Consider the following 24,619-nt stretch of genomic DNA (forward strand, 5'->3'; position numbering starts at 1 on the left):
CGCCTTATCCGTACGTAGGCTGCACTGTGCCATTTACCTGGGTTGATTGGGCGATCGTTGCAATCGTCGCCATCTCCGCTTTGATCAGTCTGAGCCGCGGCTTCGTAAAAGAAGCACTGTCGTTGCTGACCTGGATCATCGCAGGAGTCGTAGCCTGGATGTTCGGTGGTTCACTGTCGGTCTACCTGGCCGGGTACATAGAGACACCTTCGGCTCGCGTCATCGCGGGCTGCGCCATCATGTTCATCGCCACGCTGTTGGTGGGGGCAATGGTCAATTATCTTATTGGCGAGTTGATACGTGTCACCGGCCTCTCCGGGACCGATCGATTTCTCGGCATGGCCTTCGGGGCTGCGCGTGGCGCGTTGCTGGTGGTCGTGGCGGTCGGGCTGTTGAGCCTGGGGCCGGTACAGCAGGATTCGTGGTGGCAGGAGTCGGTACTCGTGCCAAAATTTCTATTGGTTGCAGACTGGTCCAAGAACCTCATCCTGGGGTGGAGCAGTCAGTGGCTGGCCAGCGGAATCAGCGTACCCGCTGATCTTCCGTTCAAGGAGCACCTCTTACCGGCCAAAACGCCTCAGTAAGCTGTGTTCAGTCAAGATTCATTAAGTAGGGGTTGCGTCGCATGTGTGGCATCGTCGGTATCGTCGGTAAGTCGAACGTCAATCAGGCGCTGTATGACGCGCTAACCGTCCTCCAGCACCGCGGCCAGGACGCTGCCGGTATTGTGACCAGCCACGACGGCCGGTTATTCCTGCGCAAGGACAATGGCCTGGTGCGTGACGTGTTCCATCAGCGTCACATGCAGCGCCTCGTCGGGCACATGGGCATTGGCCATGTGCGCTACCCGACTGCCGGTAGTTCGACCTCGGCCGAAGCTCAACCGTTCTACGTCAACTCGCCTTACGGCATCACCTTGGCGCACAACGGTAACCTGACCAACGTTGAACAACTGGCCAAGGAGATCTACGAATCTGACCTGCGCCACGTCAACACCAGCTCCGATTCGGAAGTGCTGCTCAACGTGTTCGCCCACGAGCTGGCCCAGCGCGGCAAGCTGCAGCCGACCGAAGAAGACGTGTTCGCCGCCGTGATCGACGTGCACAACCGTTGCGTCGGTGGTTATGCGGTGGTGGCGATGATCACCGGTTACGGCATCGTTGGTTTCCGCGACCCCCACGGCATTCGCCCGATCGTGTTCGGCCAGCGTCACACCGACGAAGGCGTCGAGTACATGATCGCTTCCGAAAGCGTGTCCCTGGACGTGCTGGGCTTCACCCTGATCCGCGACCTGGCGCCGGGCGAGGCTGTCTACATTACTGAAGACGGCAAGCTGCACACCCGTCAGTGCGCCGTAGCGCCGAAACTCACCCCGTGCATCTTCGAACACGTCTACCTGGCGCGTCCGGATTCGATCATCGACGGCGTCTCGGTCTACAAGGCGCGCCTGCGCATGGGCGAGAAGCTGGCCGAGAAGATCCTGCGCGAGCGTCCCGAGCACGATATCGATGTGGTCATCCCGATCCCGGATACCAGCCGTACCGCTGCGCTGGAGCTGGCCAACCACCTGGGCGTCAAGTTCCGCGAAGGCTTCGTGAAGAACCGCTACATCGGCCGTACCTTCATCATGCCCGGCCAGGCTGCACGCAAGAAATCGGTACGCCAGAAGCTCAACGCCATCGAGCTTGAGTTCCGCGGCAAGAACGTAATGCTGGTAGATGACTCCATCGTGCGGGGCACCACCTGCAAGCAGATCATCCAGATGGCCCGCGAAGCCGGGGCGAAGAACGTGTACTTCTGTTCCGCTGCGCCTGCGGTGCGTTACCCGAACGTGTACGGTATCGACATGCCGAGCGCCCATGAGCTGATCGCGCATAATCGTTCGACCCAGGACGTGGCCGACCTGATCGGCGCCGACTGGCTGATCTACCAGGACCTGCCGGACCTGATCGAAGCGGTTGGCGGTGGCAAGATCAAGATCGAGCAGTTCGACTGCGCCGTGTTCGACGGCAAGTACGTGACCGGCGATGTCGACGAGGCCTACCTGAACAAGATCGAGCAGGCGCGCAACGACTCGTCGAAGATCAAGACACAGGCGGTCAGCGCGATCATCGACCTGTATAACAACTGAGTAAACACCGGCCCTGAGGGGCCGGTTTTGTATCTTAAACAAAGAATTGAATAAGGAGTCGCAGCATGAGTCAGGAATGGGATGCCGGTCGGTTGGACAGCGACCTCGATGGCGTAGCTTTCGATACCCTGGCTGTGCGCGCCGGCCAGCACCGTACCCCGGAAGGTGAGCACGGCGACCCGATGTTCTTCACCTCCAGCTACGTGTTTCGTACTGCCGCCGACGCCGCTGCGCGGTTTGCTGGCGAAGTGCCGGGCAACGTGTATTCGCGCTACACCAACCCGACCGTGCGTGCGTTTGAAGAGCGCATCGCGGCTCTGGAAGGTGCCGAGCAGGCCGTGGCGACTGCCACCGGCATGGCGGCCATCCTGGCCGTGGTGATGAGCCTGTGCAGCGCCGGCGACCATGTGCTGGTATCGCGCAGCGTGTTCGGCTCGACCATCAGCCTGTTCGAGAAGTACTTCAAGCGTTTCGGTATTGAAGTCGATTACGTGCCCCTGGCGGACCTGTCCGGTTGGGAGGCGGCCATCAAGGCCAATACCAAGCTGTTGTTCGTCGAATCGCCGTCCAACCCGCTCGCAGAGCTGGTGGACATCGCCGCGCTGGCCGAAGTCGCGCATGCCAAGGGCGCGATGCTGGTGGTGGACAACTGCTTCTGCACCCCGGCCTTGCAGCAACCGCTGAAGCTGGGTGCGGACATCGTGGTGCACTCGGCAACCAAGTTCATCGACGGCCAGGGCCGTTGCATGGGCGGCGTGGTGGCCGGTCGCAGCGAGCAGATGAAGGAAGTGGTGGGCTTCCTGCGCACCGCCGGCCCGACCCTCAGCCCGTTCAACGCCTGGATCTTCCTCAAAGGCCTGGAAACCCTCAGCCTGCGTATGAAAGCTCATTGTGCCAACGCCCAGGCCCTGGCCGAGTGGCTGGAGCAGCAGGACGGTATCGAGAAGGTGCATTACGCCGGCCTCAAGAGCCACCCGCAACACGCCTTGGCCCAGCGTCAGCAGCGTGGCTTCGGCGCGGTGGTGAGTTTCGAAGTCAAGGGCGGCAAAGACGGTGCCTGGCGCTTTATCGATGCGACGCGGTTGATCTCCATTACCGCCAACCTGGGTGACAGCAAAACCACCATCACCCACCCGAGCACCACCTCCCACGGGCGCCTGGCGCCGCAGGAGCGTGAAGCGGCCGGTATCCGTGACAGCCTGATCCGCATCGCGGTGGGCCTGGAAGACGTTGCTGACTTGCAGGCAGACCTGGCCCGCGGGCTGGCGGCCTTGTGATCGAGTGGTCCATGGAGGCCGCAGCGGCCAGTAACGGGCGCGTGGCGTTGGTGACGGGCGCGGCGCGGGGCATTGGCCTCGGGATTGCCGCGTGGCTGATCAGCGAAGGCTGGCAGGTGGTGTTGACCGACCTGGACCGCGAGCGCGGTGCCAAGGTGTCCAAGGTGCTGGGCGACAACGCCTGGTTTATCACCATGGACGTGGCCGACGAGAAGCAAGTGGCCCAGGGTGTCGCCGAGGTGCTGGGGCAGTTCGGGCGCCTGGATGCGTTGGTGTGCAACGCGGCGGTGGCCGACCCGCGCAATATCACCCTGGAAAGCCTCGACCTGGCGTACTGGAATCGGGTGCTGGCGGTCAACCTCAGTGGGCCGATGCTGCTGGCCAAGCACTGCGCGCCTTACCTGCGTGCCCATGGCGGTGCCATCGTCAACCTGGCCTCGACCCGGGCGCGTCAATCCGAGCCTGACACCGAAGCCTATGCGGCCAGCAAAGGTGGGCTGTTGGCCCTGACCCACGCCCTGGCCATGAGCCTTGGGCCGGAAGTGCGGGTCAATGCGGTCAGCCCTGGCTGGATCGACGCACGTGACCCGGCTGCGCGGCGTGCAGAGCCGCTCACCGACGCCGATCATGCCCAGCATCCGGCGGGCAGGGTAGGGACAGTGGAGGACGTGGCGGCGATGGTAGCCTGGTTGCTGTCACGCCAGGCCGGGTTCGTCACCGGGCAAGAGTTCGTGGTGGACGGCGGCATGAGCAAGAAGATGATTTACAGCGAGTAGGGCGGGTAGCTGTCTTGAAGTCATTTTGTCTTTTTCAGAAAAACTTCAAGCAGGCTATTGACTTAGGTCCGCTACCTGCGTAAATTTCGCGGCCTCAACGAAGCAAAGGGTGATTAGCTCAGCTGGGAGAGCATCTGCCTTACAAGCAGAGGGTCGGCGGTTCGATCCCGTCATCACCCACCACTTCTTGAGAGTTTTGCCCTAGGGCAAGACGCAACGTTAAAGGTTGCACTGACGCGCAGCGGTAGTTCAGTCGGTTAGAATACCGGCCTGTCACGCCGGGGGTCGCGGGTTCGAGTCCCGTCCGCTGCGCCATATTTTCCAGGTTCGATATGTCGGGCTTGAGATTGAACAGCCAAGGCTGATCGATCAGATGTTTAAAGGTGGTTGAGGGTTCATGCTCAATCAGCCAAGCGATACGCAGCGGTAGTTCAGTCGGTTAGAATACCGGCCTGTCACGCCGGGGGTCGCGGGTTCGAGTCCCGTCCGCTGCGCCATATCTGCATCAAGGCCCACTGAACGCCTTGAAGCACAAGGAAAGCCAGTGGCTCACCTTGATCCGATAGCAAAGACCCTGGTCGAAAGACCGGGGTTTTTTGTGTTTGGGGTTTGAAAAAAATCCATCTTCTTCGCTGCCATCAGCGCTCATTATCGGCAAACGGCCGACAGATCATTTCGATTCTGTCGGCCGTTTTGCGTTCTTGTGTCAAAAAATTTCAATGTGGTTATTTGCCGCAGGCGCAGAAACCTTTAAAGTTAACCCTTCGGTCAACTTTGCACTGTCATCATGGCCTTTTGATTCGTCGAGAAAGGTTTCTGCAAGTCTCCAGATTCGGTGTACTTAACCATAAGGGCGGATTTATAACCGCTCAGAGGATGATCCATGTCCAACCGTGAAATAACCCGGCGCTCGTTCCTCCAGGGCGGGCTGGTGGCGGGTGTGAGTGTCACGCTCACGCCGCTCAGCACCCAGGCGCTGGCTGCCTTGATGGAAAACAGCGTGACCGTGCCGTCTGAAAAGTGGCTTGGCCATAACGGCAAGGCGCGCCAGCGTAACGATGCCTTGTCGAAAGTCTGCGGCAGCAAGGTGTTTGCCCGCGACATCCGTTCCAAGGACATGCCTGGCTGGCCCCAGCAGCAAGGTCACGCCATGTTGCTCAAAACCATCAAGGCCGACCACATCTACGCGGGCTACGACCTGTCGTGGCTTGGCGCCGAGCTGCAGCCGGACCGTATTGTCACCGCTGCCGACCTGGACAAGGACGGTATCGTCTTCCCGGAAGAACATGCGCCGGCCCCGTTGCTACCCGAGGGCAAAGTGCCGATGTTCATCGGTCACCCGGTGGCGATCCTGATCTGGAACGACTTCGAGCGTTTCCGTCAGGCCAAGAACAAACTCAAGTTCAATGACAAGGCGATTCGTTACGGCGCCAAAGTGCCGTATTACGAAGGTGACCCCTACGGTAGCTTCCGCTACGTGCGCGTGGGTGGCCCGACCTCGGCCGATGAAGACGAATTCGCCAGCCTCAAGGATTCGATCCTGTTCCCGATGCTGAAAAACCGTCGCCCAGTGTGGAATTCCCAGCCGAACCTGCACGGCAACCTGACCGAGCGCGGGCTGTTCTACGCCGAGCGCATGAAGAGCCAGATCAACACGCCACCGGACAACTGGCTAGTGTTTGACGAGCGCTACAAAACCCCATCGATCGAACCGGCCGCCATGGAGCCGGACAACGGCAACGGTTGGTACGATCCAGCGACCAAAACCCTGCACTTTGTGGTGGCCACCCAGTGCCCATTGGAAGTTGCGACCGAGACCGCCAAGATGATCTCGCCGTCGCGCTTCGGCCTGGCTCATCTGAACATGCACCCGGGTTACACCGTGGGTTACGGTTCCAAAGACCACAACATTTTCGTCTACTACGCCGCCCTCGCTGCGTTGTATGGCGCTGGTGTGCCGGTGCGCCTGGCCAACGACCGTTACGAGCAATTCCAGAGCGGCATCAAGCGTCACCCATTCGATATCCGCTATCAGTTGGCGGTCGACAAGAACGACCACAGCTTCAAAATCTTCCTCGCCGACATGAGCGTCGACGGCGGTGGCCGGATCAACTACAGCCCATCGGTGGCTGCGGTCGGCGCCACGGCGGCGCAGTCGATCTACTACATGCCGCAGAACGACCTGCAAGTCACCGCGTACCATTCCCGTGGCGTTGAAGCCGGTTCGATGCGGGGCTACGGCACCCTGCAAAGCATGGCGGCGACCGAAATGATGGTCGACGAAATCGCCGGCCGCCTTGGTGTGGATGCCATCGAGCTGCGGCGCAAGAACGCATTGCGTTCGGGCATGAAGAACACCCAGGGCGCGATCCCTGCCGGTGCGTTGCGGCTGCACGAAATTCTCGACAAGGCCGCTGTGCACGACGTGTGGAAAAACCGTGACGCGATCAAGCAACAACGCGAAGCCGCAGACCCGGATAACTGGTATGGCGTCGGTTTTGCCATCTGCCAGAAAGACTTCGGCACCGGTTCCGAAGCGCCGATGGCCAGTGTTGAATTCAGCGCTGACGGTCGCATCAGCCTGCGCCACATCGGAATCGAAATCGGCACCGGCATGTCCACTTCGCAGTCGCTGGTGGTTGCCGACTTCCTCGGCAGCCCGGCCCACGAAGTGAAGACCGGCGAAACACAATGGCAGGAAATGCAACTGGTCACCGGCGGCAACCCTTACACCATGAGCCAGGCCGAGCAGGACAACCTGCTGCGTAACCCGCGTTGGGTGGGCAAGCTCGCTTCGGCGTCTTCGGCGACCAACTCGGCGTACTACTTCAGCCACGCCACCCGCGAAGCGGCGCGTGTGCTGTTCAACCACGGCCTGTGGCCAGCGGCGCTAGAGATCTGGCGCCAGGGCCCGTTCGGCGGCCAGGCCAACCCCTATGTGGTACGCCGCGAAGACGCACATTGGGTGGACGGCAAGCTCACCGCCAACGGCATGCAGCCATTGAGCTTTGAAGAGCTGGCCAGGCGCGCTCATGAGCGAGGCCTGGTCACCGCTGCCACGGTCCACGGGTTCAACCGCTGGAGCTGGGCCGAGGCTGAGTACAGCATCGACGGCGTGCGCGAGCGCCTGCCGCTCGACGGTCTGGCGGTGAAATACGGCGATGGCGCACCGAAAGCCAAGCAGGCGCTGATGAGCACTGCCGGTTTCCACCTGCTCGATCGCCAGAACGTCAGCTATCCCGCCACCCAGTTGAATAACGCTGCGGTGACGTACTACAGCCCCGTCGCCACGTTGGTCGAGTTGAAGGTCAACAAGGGTTCGGCGCAGGTCGAAGTGCTCAATCACCATTCATGGGTCGAGTGCGGGCGTGTGCTGGTTGAAGAGTTGGTCAAAGGCCAGCTCGAGGGTGGAGTGGCCATGGGTATCGGTCACGCGTTGATGGAGGAAATGCCGTTGTACGAAGGCGGGCCGGGGGAGGGCGACTGGAACTTCAACCGCTACCGTCTGCCGATGGCGCGTCACGTTGCCGTATGGAAGCAGACCTCGGAGATTCTGCCGGCGCTGTCGCCAAGCGACCCGTCCAAAGGTATCGCTGAAGTGGTGATGATCCCGATTGTCGGGGCCATCGGTAATGCGGTGGCACACGCCATCGGTAAACGTGTTCGCGACCTGCCAATCACGGCTGCACGCATCAAGGAGGCCCTCAATGGCTAACCGTCCGCTTCAACTGACCCTCAATGGTCAACCCGTCGGCCCGGTGGACATCCCTGATGACCTGCCGATGATCGACTACCTGCACGAATACAAAAACCTCACGGGCTCGCGGCTGGGCTGCGGCCAAGGCATTTGCCACGCCTGTGTGGTGATCGTCGACAACCCGGACGGCACCAGCGAAGAAGTGCGCACCTGCATCACCGGCGCGCATTACTTCGAAGGCAAGCAAGTGCGCACTATCGAAGGCCACGCCAAGCGCGATGAGTCGGGCCAGGTCACTGAGCTCAACCCGATCCAGCAGCGCTTCGTGGATGAGTTCGCCTTTCAGTGCAGCTATTGCGCGCCGGGCTTCGTCAACGCGGCGACCGTGTTGGTGGAGAAACTGCAACGCCAGCCGACCGTGTACAGCAAGCTGGAACAAGTCATCGAGGACAGCCTCGGTCATCACGTCTGCCGTTGTACCGGGTACGTGCGCTATTACAACGCCACCCGCAACGTGCTGACCGATCTCGGCCTGGTCAAGGAGGGTTAAGCATGAAGCTTTTTCTGACCCGCCTGGCCTTGGCGGTCGGCTTGGCCGCGCCGGTATTGTTTGCCCACGCTGGTGATCAAGCCAAGCGCGGCGAATACCTCGCCCGCGCCGCTGACTGCATGGCCTGCCACACTGCACCGGGCGGCGCGCCGTTTGCCGGCGGCCTGCCGATTGTCTCGCCGTTTGGCACCATCTATGGCACCAATATCACGCCAAGCAAAGAACACGGCATCGGCTTGTACAGCGATGACGAGTTCTTCGCCGCGTTGACCGAAGGCAAGCGTCGCGACGGTGCGTACTTGTATCCGGCGATGCCCTACACCTCGTACCACCTGATGCCGCGTGAAGACTCGGACGCCATTCATGCGTACCTCAAAACCATCGAGCCGATCGAGCGCGCAGCGCCTGTGACGAGCCTGAGCTTTCCCTTCAACGTGCGCCTGGGCCTGATGGGCTGGAACGTGCTGTACGGCAAAGCGCTGAAACTGGAACCGGCCGAAGGCAAGAGCGAAGCCTGGAAGCGCGGCCAGTACATGGTCGAAGTGCTCGGCCACTGCGGCGAATGCCACACCCCACGTGGCCTGCCCGGTGCGATGGAGCTGGACAAGCGCCTGACCGGCGGCATCCTCAATGGCTATCTGGCGCCCAGCCTGCTCGCCACCGACCTGGCCGCGCGCGGCTGGAATGAGCAGGACCTGGCCACGTTCCTCAAGCATGGCATGAGCGCACAAGGGACGATGTTCAACGAGATGTTCCCGGTGTTCCACAACAGCACCCAGGGCCTGAGCGATACGGACCTGGCCGCGATGGCGACCTTCCTGCTCGGTGATAAACCGCCCGCAGCCAAGGCGCTGGTCGAAGTGCCGGTGGAACACCTTGGCCCGAGCGCTCAGCGCGGCCGCCAGGAATACCTGAACGTCTGTGCCGGTTGCCATGCCGCCGATGGTGAAGGCAAGCCGCACATCGCGGTGGCGATGCGCGGCAACACCACGCTGCGTCTGGAAGACCCGCGCAACCTGGTGCGGGTGATCGAGGACGGGATTGGCGAGCAGAAGTTCTCCGGGTTCGAGCACATGCAACCGATGCCGGGCTTCGCGGGAAAACTCAGCCCGGAACAACTCACCGATCTGATCAATTACCTGCGCCAAGGCTGGGGCGGGCAATCGGCGGAGCTGGCGGTGAGCGATGTGCAGAAGCTGCAGGCTGAGGCGCCGTCCATCGAGCACAAGGCGCACTGACATGCAGCATCTGGATCTGCAGGTGATACGACGGGCGCTGGCGTGGTCGGTGGCGGGGCAGCGCATTTGGCTCTGTACGGTGCTGGCCACCTACGGCTCGGCGCCGCGGGCGCCGGGTTCGCTGCTGGCGGTGAACGCCGCTGGGCAGTGGATTGGGTCGTTGTCGGGTGGTTGCGTCGAGGAGGACTTTCTCGAACGCGTCGCCGAAGGTGCGTTTTTCGCTGCGGTCAACGTGGTGCGCTACGGCGCAGGGGACGATCCGCGCTCGCGGGTCAGCCTGCCCTGCGGCGGCATTCTCGATGTATTGGTTGAGAAGTTCGAGCCTGACTGCGAGGTGCAGGCGCACCTGCGTGAAGTGGAGTCGGCGCTGCTCGGGCAGCGCCGCTTGATTCGCCAGGTCGACCTGGCCAGCGGGGCGCGCAGCCTGGTCGCTGATTGTGAGCAGGGCGTGCGCATCGAGCGTGACAGTGAGCGGGTGCGCATCCGCGTCGGTGCAGCTCAGCGTTTATTACTGGCCGGGTACTCCAGCGTGGCGCAGGCGTGTGCCGAGTTTGCAGTCGGCCTTGGGTTCGAAGTGATTCTCTGCGACCCACGTGATGAAGTGCTCGAAGGCGTGGTGCTCAATGGCGTGGAGATTCGTCGCCAGTTGCCGTCGGTGTTTATTGCCGACGGCGGCTGTCACCGTGATACGGCGGTGGTTGCGCTGACGCATGACCCGCGTATCGACGATCTGGCGATGATGGAAGCGGTGCGTACCGACGCGTTCTACATTGGCGTGATGGGGTCGTTGCAGACCTCGCAGAAGCGCTTTGAGCGACTGCGCCGCATCGGTGGGTTGGGGGAGCCTGAACTGGCGCGGATACACGCGCCCATCGGGCTTAACCTGGGCAGCAGGACGCCGTCGGAAATTGCGTTGGCGGTATTGGCGGATATCGTACGGATTCGTAGCGGGGTTGCTCGCGACCAGCTCTGAAGCGCAGACCTGCTTAAAGGCGCGTTGTAATGTGGCGAGGGAGCTTGCTCCCGCTGGAGTGCGTAGCGCTCCCAGGCTTTTGGGGCCGCTTCGCAGCCCAGCGGGAGCAAGCTCCCTCGCCACAGTTTGCCTGTGTTTACATCCCGAATTTATCCCGCAATCCGTAGTACCAAGCCCCCAGCGCCGCAAACGGCGTGCGCAACATTTGCCCACCCGGGAACGGGTAATGCGGCAAGCCCGCAAACGCATCAAAACGCTCAGCCTGACCTCGCAAGGCCTCCGCCAGTACTTTGCCTGCCAAGTGCGTGTACGTCACGCCATGACCGCTACAGCCCTGGGAGTAATAGATGTTGTCACCCAGGCGGCCGACCTGCGGCAAACGCGACAGGGTGAGGAGGAAATTGCCGGTCCAGGCGTAGTCGATCTTCACGTTCTTCAGTTGCGGAAAGGCCTTGAGCATTTTCGGTCGGATGATCGCTTCGATATTCGCCGGGTCCCGCGCGCCATAGACCACGCCGCCGCCGAAGATCAGGCGCTTGTCGCTGGTGAGGCGATAGTAGTCGAGCAGGTAGTTGCAGTCCTCGACACAGTAATCCTGTGGCAATAAAGTCTTGGCTACTTCATCGCCCAGTGGCGCCGTGGTGATCACTTGGGTGCCGCACGGCATCGACTTGGCCGCTAGCTCCGGCACCAGATTGCCCAGGTAAGCGTTCCCCGCGACGATAATGAATTTGGCCCTGACCCTGCCTTCGGCGGTGTGTACCACCGGATTGGCACCGCGCTCAATGCGCACCGCTGCCGATTGCTCATAGATCGTGCCGCCCAGGGATTCCACAGCCGCGGCTTCACCGAGCGCCAGGTTGAGCGGGTGGATATGGCCACCGCTCATGTCCAGCAAACCCCCCACATAGTTGTCACAGGCCACCACCTCGCGGATGCGGCGCTCGTCCAGCAACTCCAGTTGCGTATGGCCGTAGCGCTCCCACAGACGCTTTTGCGACTCCAGGTGGCCCATGTGCTTGCTGTTGAGGGCGGCGAACACGCCACCGTCCTTCAAGTCGCACTGGATCTGATACTTGGCCACGCGCTCACGGATGATCCTGCCGCCTTCAAACGCCATCTGCCCCAACAACTGCGCCTGGTGAGGCCCGACGCTGCGCTCGATCACGTCGATATCGCGGCTGTAGCTGTTGACGATCTGCCCACCGTTGCGACCCGAAGCACCAAAACCCACCTTGGCGGCTTCCAGCACCGTGACGCGAAAGCCGTTCTCCAGCAAAAACAGCGCACTGGAAAGCCCGGTATAGCCGGCCCCGATCACGCATACATCGGTCTCGACTTCACCTTGCAACACAGGACGGGGCGGAACTGCATTCGCGGAAGCGGCGTAATACGACTGGGGGTAGGGGGTGTTCGCCATCCTGGAACCTCTGTTTTATATTTTTTACGAGTACGCCGATCCTACCTGAGTTGAAAATCGCCTGCCAGCCACCCGAAAATCACGGGTGTACCCGGCGCAAATAAAAAATTCGCATATTCATAGGGTTAGCTGCAAAAAAGATGTTGACACCCCTTCGGAATTCCGTAGAATGCCGCCTCACAGCAGGCACGTAGCTCAGTTGGTTAGAGCACCACCTTGACATGGTGGGGGTCGTTGGTTCGAGTCCAATCGCGCCTACCAAACAAAATCCGCTCTGCTGGGCGGTCTAGAAGGGCTCACCGAAAGGTGGGCCCTTTTTTGTTGCCTGGAATTTAGGCAAAGGAAAGTCATGACGCCGGGGCGGCGTCCTTTCAGGGCTTGTATGTCCAATCAGGCGAAAAGCGTCGCCACCGCCAGCAGGCAAATTACCTGGGCGAACAGCTGGCAGCGTATTTCGCCAAGCGTGGTCGCCATATTACTCATTTGTCCGGCATACATAGCGGGAACCCTCATTGTCGGCGTGACACCGTGAATGAACTCCAATTACACACAGTTGCATCGTGGAGTATAGGCGCTGATCAGAAATGTTCCCTGCCGACGCCCTAGCGAGTTCATCTTCACGACTTTTCCAAAAAACTGCGCTGAATGTCTGCATGGCACCGTACCGCCCGATGCCATTCCCCCCACAAAAATTATTGGTTTGCAGCAACAATTTTTCTTGTTGGACACCTCTGGGCCCAGGCAGCAAAGTTGCGCCACTGACGCTCGACCTTCCAGGTCAACAATAAAAAACCGAGCCGACTGCACGCCACTTTCAAGCTGTGAGCCCTTTGCCCACATCCTGCTGTAATGGCGCCGCAGCGCGCACTAAAGGACCTCCCCGCCATGCAAACTGTTGTGAACTTATGGCCGTTGATCGGCGTACTTGTCATCGTGGTCGGCTTTGTATTGCGCTTCAATCCGCTGTTGGTGGTCACGGCCGCCGCCATCGCCACCGGGCTTGCCGCCCAGTTCCCGCTGGAAAAAATTCTCGCCACCATGGGCGATGGTTTCCTTCAGACCCGCGCCCTGCAATTGATCCTGCTATTACCGCTGGCGGTGATTGGCCTGTTGGAGCGCCATGGCCTGCGCCTGCATGCGCAGAACTGGATTGCACGCTTCGAGCGCGCCACGGTCGGGCGCTTGCTGATCATTTATCTGTTTGTGCGTGAGTCCACGGCGGCCATGGGGTTGACCAGCCTGGGTGGGCATCCGCAGATGGTGCGGCCGCTGCTGGCGCCGATGGCCGAGGGCGCAGCGGAAAAACGCTATGGCAAGTTGCCGGATAAGCTGCGCCACAAGGTACTGGCCATGTGCGCTGCCACCGACAACGTCGGGTTGTTCTTTGGTGAGGACATCTTCGTGGCCTTTGGTGCGATTGCGTTGATGCACACCTTCCTGCTTGGCTCGGGGATTGATGTGGAGCCGCTGCACATTGCGGTGTGGGGCATCCCGACGGCGATCTGCGCCTTCATCATTCACGCTATCCGGTTGCATCGTTTCGACCGGCGCTTGACCCGCGAAATGAGCTCGGCCACCGCTCCGGTGGAGGCTGCTCAATGATTATTTCCATTCAATACCTGTACTGGCTGGCGGGCGTGCTGTTGCTGATCACCGCCGGCATGACCCTGCTCGACCGTTCCCACCCCAAGCGCTGGTCCAGTGCGCTGTTCTGGTTGTTGTTCGCCGTACCGTTCCTTATAGGCGAGCGCCTGCCTTCGGTGGTCATCGGAGTGGGTGTGGTGATGATGGCATTGATTGCGGGCTTGGGCGGCGTTGGTCGTGGCCAGCATGCCGAATTGCACGACAAGGCGTCCCGCGCCAGTGCCGGGCGCCTGGGCCACAAATTGTTCATTTCGGCGTTGGCGATTCCGCTAACCACGGTGATTGGCTCAGTGTTGCTCAAACACACCGAAATCGGTGGTGTACCGCTGCTGGACCCGAAGAACACGACCTTTGTCTCCCTCGGCATCGGTTGCCTGATCGCCCTTGGCCTGGCCTGCTGGCTGACCCGTGATACACCGGTACAGGCGTTACGCGAATCCCGTCGCCTGACCGAAGCTCTGGGCTGGGCCATGGTGCTCCCGCAAATGCTGGCGATGCTCGGGCTGTTGTTCAATGAGGCCGGGGTGGGCACGGCGGTCGCTCATGTCACCACCACCTACATCAACCTGGACTACAAGTTGGTGGCGGTGATGGTCTATGTGTTGGGCATGGCCTTGTTTACCGTGATCATGGGCAATGGTTTTGCGGCCTTTCCGGTGATGACCGGTGGCGTCGGCGTGCCGGTGCTGGTGGGGATTTACGGCGGCAATCCGGCGGTGATGGCGGCGATTGGTATGTTCTCTGGCTATTGCGGTACGTTGATGACGCCGATGGCGGCCAACTTCAATATCGTACCGGCGGCGCTACTGGAGCTGCCGGATAAAAATGCGGTGATCAAAGCCCAACTACCCACGGCGCTGATGATGCTGGTGGTCAATATCGTGCTGCTCTATCTGTTGATGTGAGGCCACTGTGCAAAACGTATTGCTGACGGGCTTCGAGCCCTTTGATAAGGCGGCGGTAAACCCTTCTTGGGAGGCCGTGCGCCAGTTGGACGGTGTGCAGTTGTGCGAGGGGGTGCAAATGGTTTCGCGTTGCTTGCCCTGCGCATTTGCCACCGCTGCCGAAACCTTGCTGCAGTTGATCAACGAACTGCGGCCGGCAATGGTCATCGCCACGGGCCTGGGGCCTGGGCGCAGTGATATTTCCGTCGAGCGCGTTGCGATCAACGTTAACGATGCGCGTATTCCCGACAATCTGGGGGCGCAGCCGATTGATATTGCGGTAGTGGATGGCGGCCCGGCGGCGTACTTCTCGACGTTGCCGATCAAGGGCATGGTCAAGGCGGTGCGTGAGGCGGGCATTGCGGCCTCGGTATCGCAGACGGCGGGGACGTTTGTGTGTAATCAGGTGTTTTATCGTTTACAGCATGCCTTGGTGGGGACTGGGGTGCGCAGTGGGTTTATTCACGTACCTGGTTTGCCTGACGCGGGCGAGCATTCGATGTCGCTATCGACAATAGTCGAGGGGTTGCGTGTGGCGGCATTGGCAGCCTGGCAAACCCAGGTAGATATCGCCTTGAGTGGTGGTCAGGTGAGCTGACGGCAGGCGCTGTTGTTTGTGTACGCTGTGTTGCGATTTCAACTACAGTTCAAGCACATATTTGCCTTGGGAAGTCACCATGTTAAAGCGTACGAAGTTCGTGTCGGTTGCGTTGTCCCTTGCGCTGTCCGTGACCAGTGGCCTTGCCTATGCAGATCCAGGTAATGGCAAAGGCCAAGGCAATAACAAGGGTGATGCCTATGGTGGGCAGGACAACGGCAAAGGTCACGGTAATAACAAAGGTAATGCCCAGGGTGGGCAAGGTAGGGGCAAGGACAATGGTGGGCCCTCCAGGAATGACTTCAGCGTTGATCGCGGTCTTGTACTGAACGTGCTGGGCGGTCACCGCGATTATTGGAGCCCAGGGCCAGCCTTACCGCCTGGCATTCAGAAAAACCTGGCACGCGGCAAGCCCCTGCCGCCGGGTATTGCCAAGAAGCTGGACGGCCGCTTGCTGGGGCAGTTGCCTCGCTACGACGGTTACGAGTGGCAGCAAGCGGGGACCGACTTGATATTGGTGGCCATCGCGACCGGTATCATCTACGAAGTTCTGAACGGCGCGTTTGATTGAGTCGCAGCGCCCTCAGGCTTCACGGCCGGGGAAAAACAACTCAAAACAGGTCACGCCATCTTCACTGCTTACACGGTACCGCCCGTTATGCAGCTGCATGATGGTCGCCACGATCGAGAGTCCCAGGCCGTTGGACTGGGCTGACCGCTCGCGGGATTCATCCACCCGGTAGAACCGTTCGAACAGCCGCGGCAGGTGCTCGGCCGGGATCGTCTGGCCGTGGTTGCTGACCCTCAGGTTGATGCCCGCGCCATCCGGCACTGCCTGGATACTCAGTTCCGAGCCCGGCGCGCCATATTTGATGGCGTTGGCGCACAGGTTGGCCAAGGCACGGCGCAGCAACATCGGCTCAGCCCAGATCACCCCTTCGCCCAAGGCGGTGATGTGCATGTCCACATCACCGGCCAGCCCCTCGAAGTAATCCGCGATGCGTTCCACTTCATCCGCTGCGTCCAGCGCCTGGCGTTGGCGCAGTGCGCTGGCGGGGTCGGTGCGGGCCAGGAACAGCATGTTGTCGAGCATTCGCGCCAGGCGTTCCAGCTCTTCGACATTGGAGGCCAGCAGTTGCTGGTAGCTCTCGATGCTGCGCTGCTGCTGCAGGGCAACCTGGGTTTCGCCGAGCAGGTTGTTGATCGGGGTACGCAGTTCGTGGGCCATATCGGTGGATACTTGGCCCAGTTGTACAAAGCCTTTGGCCAGGCGCTCAAGCATGGTGTTGAACGAGTCGATCATGGGCAGCAATTCTTTCGGCGCGCCTTGGCTGTCGAGGCGTTCGGCCAGGTTGCTGACGCCGATCCCTTGGGCATGCCGGGCCAGGCGGCGCAACGGCAGCAAGCCGCGATGAACCAGCAGGTAACCCACCAGCGCCAGGATGATCGCGGCGATACTCGCCAGGATGTAGACGCTGAGTCGATAACTGGCGAGCACCGCGGTGCGCTCGGTCATCAGGCGGCCGCTGGTGATTTGCAAGCTGCCCAGGTCGCCGGAGTCGATGGCCACGGCCACCAGCGAGAAGGGAATGCCGTTCAGGCCTGGTAAATGTTGCACGTCGCTCAATATGAGCCGGTGATCCTTGGGCAGCGGCTGGATCGACGGCAACTCAATATTCCCCGGGTTTACCAGCAGCAGTGCCTGTTTGCCGGGGGCGGTAATGCTCAGCACCGATTCGCGGTTGCCCAACATGTTCTGGAACAGCTCTGGCTTGGTCTTGATCAGGTCCAGGGTATTGCTGTCGTTGAGCAGGTTGCGTAACTGGTCCACCCGGGATATCAGCGCGGCGTCATCGCGGCGGATCAGTTCGCGCTCCAGTTCCCGGTACAGCGCCACGCCCAGGGTGGCCAGCAAGGCGAAGGCGAGCAGGGCGAAGATCAACGCCAGGCGCAGGGTCAGGGAGTAAGGGTATTGACGGTTCATGGCTGGGTATCGAAGCGGTAGCCAATGCCCCGCACGCTGTGGATCAGCTTGAGCTGGAACGGGTCGTCGATTTTCAGGCGCAGGCGGCGCACGGCGACATCCACCACATTGGTGTCGCTGTCGAAGTTCATGTCCCACACCCGCGAAGCAATCAGCGAGCGGGACAGCACCTGGTCTTGGTGCGTCGCGAACAGATGCAGCAGGGCGAACTCTTTGTTGGTCAGGGTAATGCGCGTGCCGGCGCGGGTCACCCGACGTTTGAGTACGTCAATGTGCAGGTCGGCGATTTGCAGTTGTTCTTCATCCCGGCTCGGGCCACGACGGTTGAGGGTACGCAGGCGCGCCACCAGTTCGGCGAACGAAAAGGGCTTGATCAGGTAGTCATCGGCACCCAGCTCAAGGCCTTTGATGCGGTCGGCGATGTCATCGCGGGCGGTGAGGAACAGCACTGGCGTATCGGCTTCTTTGCGCAGTCGGCGCAGCACTTCCCAGCCATCCATTTTCGGCATCATCACGTCCAGTACGATCACGTCGAACGGCGTTTCAAGGGCCTGGTGCAAGCCGTCCACTCCATCGCGGGCCAGGCTTACGCAATGCCCCAGCTCCTGCAGCCCATTGAGCAGATAATTACCGGCCTTGGGTTCGTCTTCGACTACGAGGATATTCATGGAAGGTGCTCTGCTTCAATAAGTTGCGCCAGTGTAGCCCGATCAATTGTCATTGGCGCAACCGGTGCCCTGGACTTGGTAATCGAGAACATGTTCGCGGTCTTGGTGGTCCAGATAGCGCAGTTGCGCCGGCACAACCCCGCATTGGCCGTAGGTGTCGGTGCTCGACAGCACCCTGGCGACATCCAGGTGCACGAAGAAGCCGGTTTTGTCGTGGATCACGTTGGTAGCGGGGGCGGTATCGGCAGCGAATGCCGAGCCAGTGGCGAGCAAAGCGGCAAAGCCCAGGGCAATCAGTTTCATGGTGGTGTCTCACGTTCCGGGTGGGTAGTGAGCTCACGGTAACCAGGCGACCCCAACAGCCAACCAACAGGATCATGACAAGTTCGTCATTTTTTACTTGGAGGTGACGGGCCAGGACTCGGCGTTTACAAGCGTCGAGGTGATCCGTAGATTGCAGGGCCCAGCCCATGAGGAAGCCGCGCAGTGTCCAGCCCAACTCCAAATGTATTTACCCGGCGTTACCGCGCCTTTCTGTTCGATATGGACGGGACCCTGCTCAACTCCATTGCCGCTGCGGAGCGCGTCTGGGGCATCTGGGCTGCACGGCATGGCTTGGATGTGGAAGCCTTTCTGCACACCATTCATGGCGCCCGCGCGATTGATACGATCACCCGCCAGGCATTGCCGGGCGTCGATCCACAGGTAGAAGCCCAATGGATCACCGAGGCTGAGCTGGACGATGTCGAAGGCATCGTGGCGATTCCCGGCGCGGTGGCGTTTTTGGCGAGCCTGCCCGTCGATCAATGGGCGTTGGTCACCTCAGCGCCAAAGGCATTGGCCGTGCGCCGGCTGCAAGCAGCGGGCATCCCCGTGCCGGCGGTACTGGTGACAGCCGAAGATGTGAAGACGGGCAAGCCCGATCCGGCCTGTTATGTGCTGGGTGCTCGGCGCCTGGGCGTGCCGGTGCAGGACTGCCTGGTGTTCGAGGACGCCACAGTGGGTATTCAGGCTGGGGAAGCGGCGGGGGCGGATATCATGGTGGTGACCTCGACACACGTGGCGCCGATGGTGACCGCCCATGCTTGCATCGAGCAATACGGTGCGTTGAAAGCCGAGCGTGGGGCTGATGGCTTGCTGTCCTTAAGTTCGTTGGCGCCATGATACGTGGAAGGCCGAGCCCGTTACCGGTCTCGGCCTTCCATGCAGTCGATGGGATCGGACAGTGCCTGCAGTCGGCTGTTTTTCATCCCCTGGCGCGACACCACCATTTCCCTGAGTATCTCGGTGGCGAGCCGGTTGATGGCTTCTGTACCGTGATAATGCGCGCGCACGATGCCGGTAATCGCGAAGTGATCGGTTCCCGGGCCGCTGAGAACGGCTGAGAGAGTACCGTCGGCATGCAGCGTGCACTCAACGGTATAGCTGGGCAGGCGCGCTGCCAGTGCTGACTCGATCTGGGCTTTACTGAGGGTATCCATCTGTATCTGCACCTTTGACTGACTGCGCAAGCCCAATGATAGGTGGTGCGGCGGCGCTGTAAATACCGGCGATCCGATAACAGGTAAACGCCCTCAACGTGCGGTTTTTCCATGGGTGCGATGAGCGGCGCGCTGACGCAGCTTGCGCAAGATCACCTTCTGGATGGGCTTGAGGCAGAACGCAAGCAGGTAGCCACAGAGCAGAAGCGCAAGATCCAACCAGGAATGGGCGTCGGGATCGGCCCCTTCCACTTCCATTCTCAAGCAGCACCCGAGTGCCACGAAGACCAGCCCTATCAGCAGGGCGATCATCCAGGATCTTGAAACAAGCGGTTGCGACGCGGCTGGCCTCATCGACGTGTTCCCGAAATGCACTCGGACGGCAGGATAAAGTGTCAGAAGTTGGGCTGCCAATAGCGCGACAAGTTCCGGATGCCCTGACAGTTTCATCTTGCAGCGAAGGAAGGGCTCAACGTGCGCTGGTCACCCGGGAAGCGCGAACAGGCCAATTGGGTTTTCGCCAGCCGTTACAGTGAACGAAAAGGCTGGCTACTGGAGGCGTTTCAAGGCGTCTGGTTTTTGTCAGGTGCAGTCAGGCCGGCCTGGATACGCTGGTAAATCTCCTCGCGATGCACGGCAACATCCTTAGGTGCGTTGATGCCGATTCGTACTTGCTGGCCGCTAACGCCCAGGATGGTGATCGTAATGTCATCACCGATGTTTATGCTTTCACCGACTTTGCGGGTGAGTATAAGCATGGACTTCTCCTTGAATTACTTTTAAGGACACATGTTTCAGACAGGGTAGGTGTCGGATGTGTGTAGCTTACTGCGAAGCGCTTCCCTGTGACTGCCTCTTTCTAGGACGCATAGAGGCGACATTAATTCCCATGGCGGTATCATACAGGTCGCGATACATGATTCGCATTGTTTAAGCCAACGTTTATGACGGCCAGAATAGACAGTGAATGGTAAAGTTGCCTCTTTGATCCTCAAAGGAGCAGGGCAGTGCGTAAAGTAGCGATGGCAATTGTGGTGTTGGCGTTGGCCGGATGCGGTGAAGGTAAGTCGGTCGACGCCCCCAAGGCCAAGCCTGCCGTGACCGAAAGCCTACCGCAAACCGGTGCGATTGCCGCTCAGGAATGGGATATACGGGTCGGCCCGCCGGACCATAAGCTGCAGGCGATCACCGACCTGACCGCCTGGTTGCTGGAGCACGGGTTCAATTTCTACATTGTGAAAGTCGACGGCAAGGATGAGGTGCTATTGGGGCCGTTCGCGACCAAAGCCGAGGCCGAAGCCAAGCAGGCGCTGCTAAACGAAAAAATGGCGCGGGCCAAGAAAAACGACACCGTGTCGGAGATTATCGAACACCAGGCTGCGCAGTAGCAGGTGAAGTGGGCGGGCACCCCGCCCACAGTCAGCCGCAGGCCTTGAGGTTGACCGGGCCGACGAATTCATTACCACGTCCCATCACGCACGCCACTGTCTGGTTGCGCTGGCGCTCCCAGGTTTGCACCGGATAGGTCTTGTTCCAGGCTTCATACAATTGCCGGTCCTGCTTCGACAGGCGCAGGCCATACTGCTTGCTCATATAAAAATACGTGCGTGCGATCATCCCGCGAATGGACGGGCGCGGCATGACTTTCTTCGCCTTGAAGTCCACCTGGGTCAGGCATGAGCCGTACTGCCCGCTTTGCACCGGCAGCCAGCCAAAACTGAAGTTGTTACGGTCACCATTCACTTCGCCGATGCTCGGCACCAGGTTGTGCAGGTCTGCCTCGGCGCGCTTGAACACCTCATCATGGCGCGTGCAGTTTTTTCGCCCGCCATTTTGCCAGCATTGGCGCTGATGTCCGATTTGCCAGGCCGGCACGATGTGTTCCCACTCAATGCGTGCAGCGCGGTTGGCGTTTTTGCGGGGGATGTAACCGCAGGCTTTCAGGTTCACCCGGTTACCGGTGTATTTGCAGCCGCAATAAAATTCGGTGGATTGCGGCGCGTAGAGCTTCCAGGCGATCTTCTTGGCTTCGCTAAAGGTGCGAGGGGCTTGGGCGTTGGCAGTGAAGGTTAAAAACAGACAGCACACAGCAATAAAACGGGCACTCACAATCAATCTTCCTTCGGTACAACCCAAAAAATCTGCACGCCACCGTCGTCCCGATAGGCGAGGGTGACGTTGTCATTCTCTGCAATCTCTTCCAGTAAACGTTGCCAATCGTTCTCCGGTTCCTCGGGTAAACGGAAGATCAACGCCGCCTTGGCTTTCTGCGCGTTGGTCGAATTGATGATTTTTTGCACGCGGATAGCCAGGCGCTGATAGGCGTCAGGCGCTGCAGGTGCTGCGGAAGAGGGCTTTGCCACAGAGCATTCCTTAATTGGCTGTACGCACATACAGTATTTAACTGTAGGCAATTTCGCAACTGCTTAAATTTCAAGAAGTTCGTCTGACAGCGAATCAGGGAGTTTGTTGAAGTTCGGGGGGAGAGGGGCTGAATGTGGCGAGGGAGCTTGCTCCCGCTCGGGTGCGTAGCGCCCGCAAGTATTTTGGGCGCTTCGCAGCCCAGCGGGAGCAAGCTCCCTCGCCACAAAAGCATCTTTCTACAGATGAATCAGCAGGGATTAGTATTCCCAGAAGATCCGTTGCAGTTCCTTGCTGTCCTGGGTCTTGGTCAGGGCGACCATGGCCAGGATGCGGGCTTTCTGCGGGTTCAGGTCAAGGGCGGCGACCCAGTCGTATTTGTCGTCTGGCTGTTCGGCGTTACGCAGAACCATGCCACCGGCGTTGACGTGGGAAGAGCGAATGATCTGCACGCCTTGTTTACGCAATTCCACCAGCGCTGGAACGACCTTGGACGATACTGACCCATTACCGGTACCGGCGTGAATGATCGCTTTGGCGCCCGCTTGGGCCAATGCCTTGTAGGCAGTGTCGCTCACGTTGCCATAGCCGTAGGCAATTTCAACGTCAGGCAGGCTTTTGATGGTCTTGATGTCGAACTCAGAATCCATGGTGTGACGCTTGGCCGGCAGGCGGAACCAGTAGGATTTACCCTCGACGACCATGCCCAGCGGGCCCCATGGGCTCTTGAACGCTTCGGTCTTGATGTTGATCATCTTGCTGACGTCGCGGCCAGATTGGATCTCGTCGTTCATTGTCACCAGCACGCCTTTGCCCCGTGCATCCTTGCTGCCCGCGACCGCAACGGCGTTGTACAGGTTGAGCATGCCGTCCGCCGACATCGCGGTGCCTGGGCGCATGGAACCGACCACCACGATAGGCTTGTCGGTTTTTTCCACCAGGTTCAGGAAGTAGGCGGTTTCTTCAAGGGTGTCGGTGCCGTGGGTGATCACGATGCCGTCGACGTCCTTGCTGTCGGCCAATTCGGCGACACGGCGACCCAGTTGCAGAAGGTTTTCGTTATTGATGCTTTCCGACGCAATTTGCATCACTTGTTCGCCGCGAACATTGGCGATCTGGCTAAGCTCAGGAACGCCGGCGATCAGTTGTTCGATGCCGACCTTGGCCGCCTGGTAGGTGGCACTGTTGGCAGCACTGGCGCCGGCGCCAGCGATGGTACCGCCGGTGGCGAGGATGACTACGTTGGACAGTTTGGTCTTGCTTTCGACTTCCTTTGCCTGGGCGGCAACGGGGAACAGCAGCAGAAGGGCCAGGGCGCCCGGAATGACGTTCTTCAATGCAGATTTCATTATTTTTCTCTCTGGTTTTTGATGAGTGCTGTAGCAGGTTCATCTAGAACACCCGGGCGGTTCTGAACGCCGCGAGGTGCTGAGAAAGAGCAGGATTTGTACCAGACTGAGCATGTTGGTTTTTATAAATTAACTTATTGATTTAAAACAACTTAACCTAAGATTTTAGTTTCATGGGGCTTGGCGCTGTCCGGCTTTCCGAACGCGAAGGGTTGTGGTGTTCGGTTGTCCGAAAGCGATCACGATATGTCCGAGCGCTGTGGTCGATCATTCGCAGTGCAGTCTGTCGTTTCAGCGAACGGCAGAAACGGCGAGCTGGCTTAAACGTATCAGCGGTCGGTGGCTCAAGGGAGAGCTTGGAGGGCGCCAATGAAAGGCTTGCTGCTACCGTTGACAAATCTCGACAAGGTTCTCATAGTTTGCTCAACGCAAACGTTTGCGAGATGTTTCACTGCGCCCTTGGCGCATCGTGACAGCTCGTATCAGCCGCCCAGGTGGGAGGGCTGCCGAAGGGCTCTTCGGTGCAGGCGTTGCTCACAATAATCATAAGATCGGAGTGAACCCATGAAGCTGCCATTTGCTGGACGTCTTCTTGCTGTTGCTGTGCTTGCTGCCGCATCCGCCGCTTTGCCTCTCTCTTCTGCATTTGCCGATGACGCTGCCAAAACGCCTACCGTGGGTTTGGTCATGAAGTCCCTTGCCAATGAGTTTTTCGTCACCATGACCGACGGTGCGAAGGATTACCAGAAAGCGCACCCAACAGAATTCAAGTTGATCTCCAACGGCATCAAGAACGAAACCGATACCAGCGCGCAGATCGCCATTGTCAACGAAATGATCAACGCCAAGGTTGATGCGCTTGTCATTGCTCCCGCCGACTCCAAGGCACTCGCCAGTGTGCTGAAAAAGGCTTCCGATGCCGGTATCAAGGTGGTCAACATCGACAATCGCCTGGACCCGGAAGTACTCAAAAGCAAAAACCTCGATATTCCGTTTGTAGGCCCGGATAACCGCAAAGGCTCCAAGCTGGTGGGCGACTACCTGGCCAAGCAACTGGCCGCCGGTGACAAGGTCGGCATCATCGAGGGCGTACCCACTACCACCAATGCCCAGCAGCGCACCGCAGGCTTCAAGGATGCGATGGACGCCGCAGGCATGAAGATTGTTTCCACCCAGTCCGGTAACTGGGAAATCGACCAGGGCAACAAAATCGCCGCAGCGATGCTGAGCGAAACGCCGGATATCAAGGCGCTGTTGGCCGGTAACGACAACATGGCTCTGGGCGCTGTTTCCGCCGTGCGTGCGGCAGGCAAGGCCGGCAAGGTGTTGGTGGTAGGTTACGACAACATTGACGCGATCAAGCCAATGCTCAAGGACGGCCGCGTGTTGGCCACCGCTGACCAGGCCGCCGCCCAGCAAGCCGTGTTCGGTATCCAGAACGCGCTGAAGCTGGTCAAGGGTGAGAAAGTCGATGCCAAAGATGGCGTGATCGAAACCCCGGTCGAACTCGTCATCAAGCAGTAATCCT

At 59.9% G+C, this 24,619-nt stretch carries 25 protein-coding genes and 4 tRNA genes; 19 read left to right on the plus strand and 10 right to left on the minus strand.

The features are described 5' to 3' along the window. The first annotated feature begins 26 nt into the window (after positions 1-26). The 11 genes from OC445_RS14540 to OC445_RS14590 all read left to right on the plus strand — a co-directional run bounded on the left by OC445_RS14540 (position 27) and on the right by OC445_RS14590 (position 10,642). Positions 27-584: a CvpA family protein gene (locus OC445_RS14540; RefSeq protein WP_003192538.1), complete on the plus strand. Its 558-nt coding sequence runs from the start codon at positions 27-29 to the stop codon at positions 582-584. A gap of 41 nt (positions 585-625) precedes the next feature. Further along, positions 626-2,131, plus strand: coding sequence for an amidophosphoribosyltransferase (gene purF / locus OC445_RS14545; RefSeq protein WP_003192537.1), 1,506 nt, complete (start codon positions 626-628; stop codon positions 2,129-2,131). Between the two features lie 65 nt (positions 2,132-2,196). Then, the gene (locus tag OC445_RS14550; RefSeq protein WP_054922419.1) at positions 2,197-3,408 is read left to right on the plus strand and encodes an O-succinylhomoserine sulfhydrylase; all 1,212 of its coding nucleotides are present in this window, start codon (positions 2,197-2,199) and stop codon (positions 3,406-3,408) included. A gap of 11 nt (positions 3,409-3,419) precedes the next feature. Beyond that, the gene (locus OC445_RS14555; protein WP_003192533.1) at positions 3,420-4,184 is read left to right on the plus strand and encodes an SDR family oxidoreductase; all 765 of its coding nucleotides are present in this window, start codon (positions 3,420-3,422) and stop codon (positions 4,182-4,184) included. A gap of 107 nt (positions 4,185-4,291) precedes the next feature. After that, positions 4,292-4,367: transfer RNA gene (locus OC445_RS14560), tRNA-Val, on the plus strand. 55 nt (positions 4,368-4,422) lie between these two features. Then, positions 4,423-4,499, plus strand: a tRNA-Asp gene (locus OC445_RS14565). Positions 4,500-4,604: 105 nt separating this feature from the next. Continuing rightward, a tRNA-Asp gene (locus tag OC445_RS14570) sits at positions 4,605-4,681 on the plus strand. A 386-nt stretch (positions 4,682-5,067) separates the two neighbouring features. Then, positions 5,068-7,899 (plus strand): xanthine dehydrogenase family protein molybdopterin-binding subunit, encoded by a 2,832-nt coding sequence (locus OC445_RS14575; protein ID WP_186527145.1) that lies wholly within the window; start codon positions 5,068-5,070, stop codon positions 7,897-7,899. Then, positions 7,892-8,431: a (2Fe-2S)-binding protein gene (locus tag OC445_RS14580; protein WP_054922414.1), complete on the plus strand. Its 540-nt coding sequence runs from the start codon at positions 7,892-7,894 to the stop codon at positions 8,429-8,431. Before OC445_RS14575 ends, OC445_RS14580 begins: the two co-directional genes overlap by 8 nt. A gap of 2 nt (positions 8,432-8,433) precedes the next feature. Beyond that, the gene (locus OC445_RS14585; protein WP_054922412.1) at positions 8,434-9,669 is read left to right on the plus strand and encodes a c-type cytochrome; all 1,236 of its coding nucleotides are present in this window, start codon (positions 8,434-8,436) and stop codon (positions 9,667-9,669) included. A gap of 1 nt (position 9,670) precedes the next feature. Further along, the gene (locus tag OC445_RS14590) at positions 9,671-10,642 is read left to right on the plus strand and encodes an XdhC family protein (RefSeq protein WP_096143888.1); all 972 of its coding nucleotides are present in this window, start codon (positions 9,671-9,673) and stop codon (positions 10,640-10,642) included. A gap of 136 nt (positions 10,643-10,778) precedes the next feature. On the opposite strand, the gene OC445_RS14595 is transcribed toward OC445_RS14590, so the two are convergent. Further along, positions 10,779-12,062 (minus strand): NAD(P)/FAD-dependent oxidoreductase, encoded by a 1,284-nt coding sequence (locus tag OC445_RS14595; RefSeq protein WP_054898770.1) that lies wholly within the window; start codon positions 12,060-12,062, stop codon positions 10,779-10,781. A gap of 184 nt (positions 12,063-12,246) precedes the next feature. Between OC445_RS14595 and OC445_RS14600 the strand changes: the two genes are divergently transcribed. The 5 genes from OC445_RS14600 (at position 12,247) to OC445_RS14620 (ending at position 15,819) form a co-directional block, all read left to right on the plus strand. Continuing rightward, a tRNA-Val gene (locus OC445_RS14600) sits at positions 12,247-12,323 on the plus strand. Between the two features lie 624 nt (positions 12,324-12,947). Beyond that, positions 12,948-13,664: a DUF969 domain-containing protein gene (locus tag OC445_RS14605; protein ID WP_014719143.1), complete on the plus strand. Its 717-nt coding sequence runs from the start codon at positions 12,948-12,950 to the stop codon at positions 13,662-13,664. Beyond that, positions 13,661-14,611, plus strand: a complete 951-nt coding sequence (locus tag OC445_RS14610; RefSeq protein WP_198790609.1) for a DUF979 domain-containing protein — start codon at positions 13,661-13,663, stop codon at positions 14,609-14,611. The genes OC445_RS14605 and OC445_RS14610 overlap by 4 nt, the downstream gene beginning before the upstream one ends. A 7-nt stretch (positions 14,612-14,618) precedes the next feature. Further along, positions 14,619-15,248 (plus strand): pyroglutamyl-peptidase I, encoded by a 630-nt coding sequence (pcp, locus tag OC445_RS14615; protein WP_054898331.1) that lies wholly within the window; start codon positions 14,619-14,621, stop codon positions 15,246-15,248. Positions 15,249-15,327: 79 nt separating this feature from the next. Then, entirely contained in the window at positions 15,328-15,819 is a 492-nt protein-coding gene (locus OC445_RS14620; protein WP_198790608.1) for an anti-virulence regulator CigR family protein, read from the plus strand. A gap of 12 nt (positions 15,820-15,831) precedes the next feature. Here OC445_RS14620 and OC445_RS14625 read toward each other — a convergent pair whose 3' ends face one another. Genes OC445_RS14625 through OC445_RS14635 form a run of 3 tightly spaced genes read right to left on the minus strand, consistent with a single transcriptional unit; the run spans position 15,832 to position 18,203 of the window. Continuing rightward, positions 15,832-17,232, minus strand: a complete 1,401-nt coding sequence (locus OC445_RS14625; RefSeq protein WP_198790607.1) for a heavy metal sensor histidine kinase — start codon at positions 17,230-17,232, stop codon at positions 15,832-15,834. Next, the gene (locus OC445_RS14630; RefSeq protein WP_032896183.1) at positions 17,229-17,900 is read right to left on the minus strand and encodes a heavy metal response regulator transcription factor; all 672 of its coding nucleotides are present in this window, start codon (positions 17,898-17,900) and stop codon (positions 17,229-17,231) included. Before OC445_RS14630 ends, OC445_RS14625 begins: the two co-directional genes overlap by 4 nt. Before the next feature lie 42 nt (positions 17,901-17,942). Then, a complete protein-coding gene (locus OC445_RS14635; protein WP_054898328.1) occupies positions 17,943-18,203 on the minus strand; it encodes a DUF2790 domain-containing protein in 261 nt (86 codons plus the stop codon). Positions 18,204-18,386: 183 nt separating this feature from the next. Between OC445_RS14635 and OC445_RS14640 the strand changes: the two genes are divergently transcribed. After that, positions 18,387-19,064 carry an HAD family hydrolase gene (locus tag OC445_RS14640; protein WP_054898327.1) on the plus strand — a complete coding sequence of 226 codons (678 nt, stop codon included), beginning with the start codon at positions 18,387-18,389 and terminating at the stop codon, positions 19,062-19,064. Positions 19,065-19,084: 20 nt separating this feature from the next. Here the strand turns inward: OC445_RS14640 and OC445_RS14645 are convergent, their stop codons facing one another. From OC445_RS14645 to csrA, 3 genes are all read right to left on the minus strand, one after another. Further along, positions 19,085-19,381, minus strand: coding sequence for a hypothetical protein (locus OC445_RS14645; protein ID WP_054898326.1), 297 nt, complete (start codon positions 19,379-19,381; stop codon positions 19,085-19,087). A gap of 93 nt (positions 19,382-19,474) precedes the next feature. After that, complete coding sequence (locus OC445_RS14650; protein WP_054898325.1) at positions 19,475-19,735, minus strand: hypothetical protein; 261 nt, start codon at positions 19,733-19,735, stop codon at positions 19,475-19,477. 209 nt (positions 19,736-19,944) lie between these two features. Continuing rightward, positions 19,945-20,139, minus strand: a complete 195-nt coding sequence (gene csrA, locus OC445_RS14655) for a carbon storage regulator CsrA (RefSeq protein WP_003192511.1) — start codon at positions 20,137-20,139, stop codon at positions 19,945-19,947. Positions 20,140-20,403: 264 nt separating this feature from the next. On the opposite strand from csrA, the gene OC445_RS14660 reads away from it, so the two are divergent. Then, positions 20,404-20,769 (plus strand): SPOR domain-containing protein, encoded by a 366-nt coding sequence (locus tag OC445_RS14660; protein ID WP_034128243.1) that lies wholly within the window; start codon positions 20,404-20,406, stop codon positions 20,767-20,769. A 31-nt stretch (positions 20,770-20,800) separates the two neighbouring features. Here the strand turns inward: OC445_RS14660 and OC445_RS14665 are convergent, their stop codons facing one another. The 3 genes from OC445_RS14665 to OC445_RS14675 all read right to left on the minus strand — a co-directional run bounded on the left by OC445_RS14665 (position 20,801) and on the right by OC445_RS14675 (position 23,091). After that, a complete protein-coding gene (locus tag OC445_RS14665) occupies positions 20,801-21,490 on the minus strand; it encodes an endonuclease (RefSeq protein WP_052199994.1) in 690 nt (229 codons plus the stop codon). Positions 21,491-21,492: 2 nt separating this feature from the next. Further along, a complete protein-coding gene (locus tag OC445_RS14670; protein ID WP_034128242.1) occupies positions 21,493-21,744 on the minus strand; it encodes a DUF1654 domain-containing protein in 252 nt (83 codons plus the stop codon). A gap of 258 nt (positions 21,745-22,002) precedes the next feature. Next, a complete protein-coding gene (locus tag OC445_RS14675; RefSeq protein ID WP_034128241.1) occupies positions 22,003-23,091 on the minus strand; it encodes an asparaginase in 1,089 nt (362 codons plus the stop codon). Positions 23,092-23,655: 564 nt separating this feature from the next. On the opposite strand from OC445_RS14675, the gene OC445_RS14680 reads away from it, so the two are divergent. Further along, complete coding sequence (locus tag OC445_RS14680) at positions 23,656-24,615, plus strand: sugar ABC transporter substrate-binding protein (protein WP_003192504.1); 960 nt, start codon at positions 23,656-23,658, stop codon at positions 24,613-24,615. Positions 24,616-24,619 lie beyond the last annotated feature (4 nt).

It is taken from the genome of Pseudomonas sp. Pse35 (genome assembly GCF_024519715.1).
Classification (GTDB): Bacteria; Pseudomonadota; Gammaproteobacteria; order Pseudomonadales; family Pseudomonadaceae; genus Aquipseudomonas; species Aquipseudomonas paracarnis.

Coding starts and splice junctions, on each gene's coding strand:
- OC445_RS14555 (WP_003192533.1), top strand. CDS start 3,420: ATGGAGGCCGCAGCGGCCAGTAACGGGCGCGTGGCGTTGGTGACGGGC.
- OC445_RS14595 (WP_054898770.1), bottom strand. CDS start 12,062: ATGGCGAACACCCCCTACCCCCAGTCGTATTACGCCGCTTCCGCGAAT.
- OC445_RS14630 (WP_032896183.1), bottom strand. CDS start 17,900: ATGAATATCCTCGTAGTCGAAGACGAACCCAAGGCCGGTAATTATCTG.
- OC445_RS14645 (WP_054898326.1), bottom strand. CDS start 19,381: ATGGATACCCTCAGTAAAGCCCAGATCGAGTCAGCACTGGCAGCGCGC.
- csrA (WP_003192511.1), bottom strand. CDS start 20,139: ATGCTTATACTCACCCGCAAAGTCGGTGAAAGCATAAACATCGGTGAT.
- OC445_RS14680 (WP_003192504.1), top strand. CDS start 23,656: ATGAAGCTGCCATTTGCTGGACGTCTTCTTGCTGTTGCTGTGCTTGCT.
- OC445_RS14550 (WP_054922419.1), top strand. CDS start 2,197: ATGAGTCAGGAATGGGATGCCGGTCGGTTGGACAGCGACCTCGATGGC.
- OC445_RS14575 (WP_186527145.1), top strand. CDS start 5,068: ATGTCCAACCGTGAAATAACCCGGCGCTCGTTCCTCCAGGGCGGGCTG.
- OC445_RS14610 (WP_198790609.1), top strand. CDS start 13,661: ATGATTATTTCCATTCAATACCTGTACTGGCTGGCGGGCGTGCTGTTG.
- OC445_RS14675 (WP_034128241.1), bottom strand. CDS start 23,091: ATGAAATCTGCATTGAAGAACGTCATTCCGGGCGCCCTGGCCCTTCTG.
- OC445_RS14580 (WP_054922414.1), top strand. CDS start 7,892: ATGGCTAACCGTCCGCTTCAACTGACCCTCAATGGTCAACCCGTCGGC.
- OC445_RS14605 (WP_014719143.1), top strand. CDS start 12,948: ATGCAAACTGTTGTGAACTTATGGCCGTTGATCGGCGTACTTGTCATC.
- OC445_RS14635 (WP_054898328.1), bottom strand. CDS start 18,203: ATGAAACTGATTGCCCTGGGCTTTGCCGCTTTGCTCGCCACTGGCTCG.
- OC445_RS14650 (WP_054898325.1), bottom strand. CDS start 19,735: ATGAGGCCAGCCGCGTCGCAACCGCTTGTTTCAAGATCCTGGATGATC.
- purF (WP_003192537.1), top strand. CDS start 626: ATGTGTGGCATCGTCGGTATCGTCGGTAAGTCGAACGTCAATCAGGCG.
- OC445_RS14625 (WP_198790607.1), bottom strand. CDS start 17,232: ATGAACCGTCAATACCCTTACTCCCTGACCCTGCGCCTGGCGTTGATC.
- OC445_RS14620 (WP_198790608.1), top strand. CDS start 15,328: ATGTTAAAGCGTACGAAGTTCGTGTCGGTTGCGTTGTCCCTTGCGCTG.
- OC445_RS14660 (WP_034128243.1), top strand. CDS start 20,404: ATGGCAATTGTGGTGTTGGCGTTGGCCGGATGCGGTGAAGGTAAGTCG.
- OC445_RS14585 (WP_054922412.1), top strand. CDS start 8,434: ATGAAGCTTTTTCTGACCCGCCTGGCCTTGGCGGTCGGCTTGGCCGCG.
- OC445_RS14590 (WP_096143888.1), top strand. CDS start 9,671: ATGCAGCATCTGGATCTGCAGGTGATACGACGGGCGCTGGCGTGGTCG.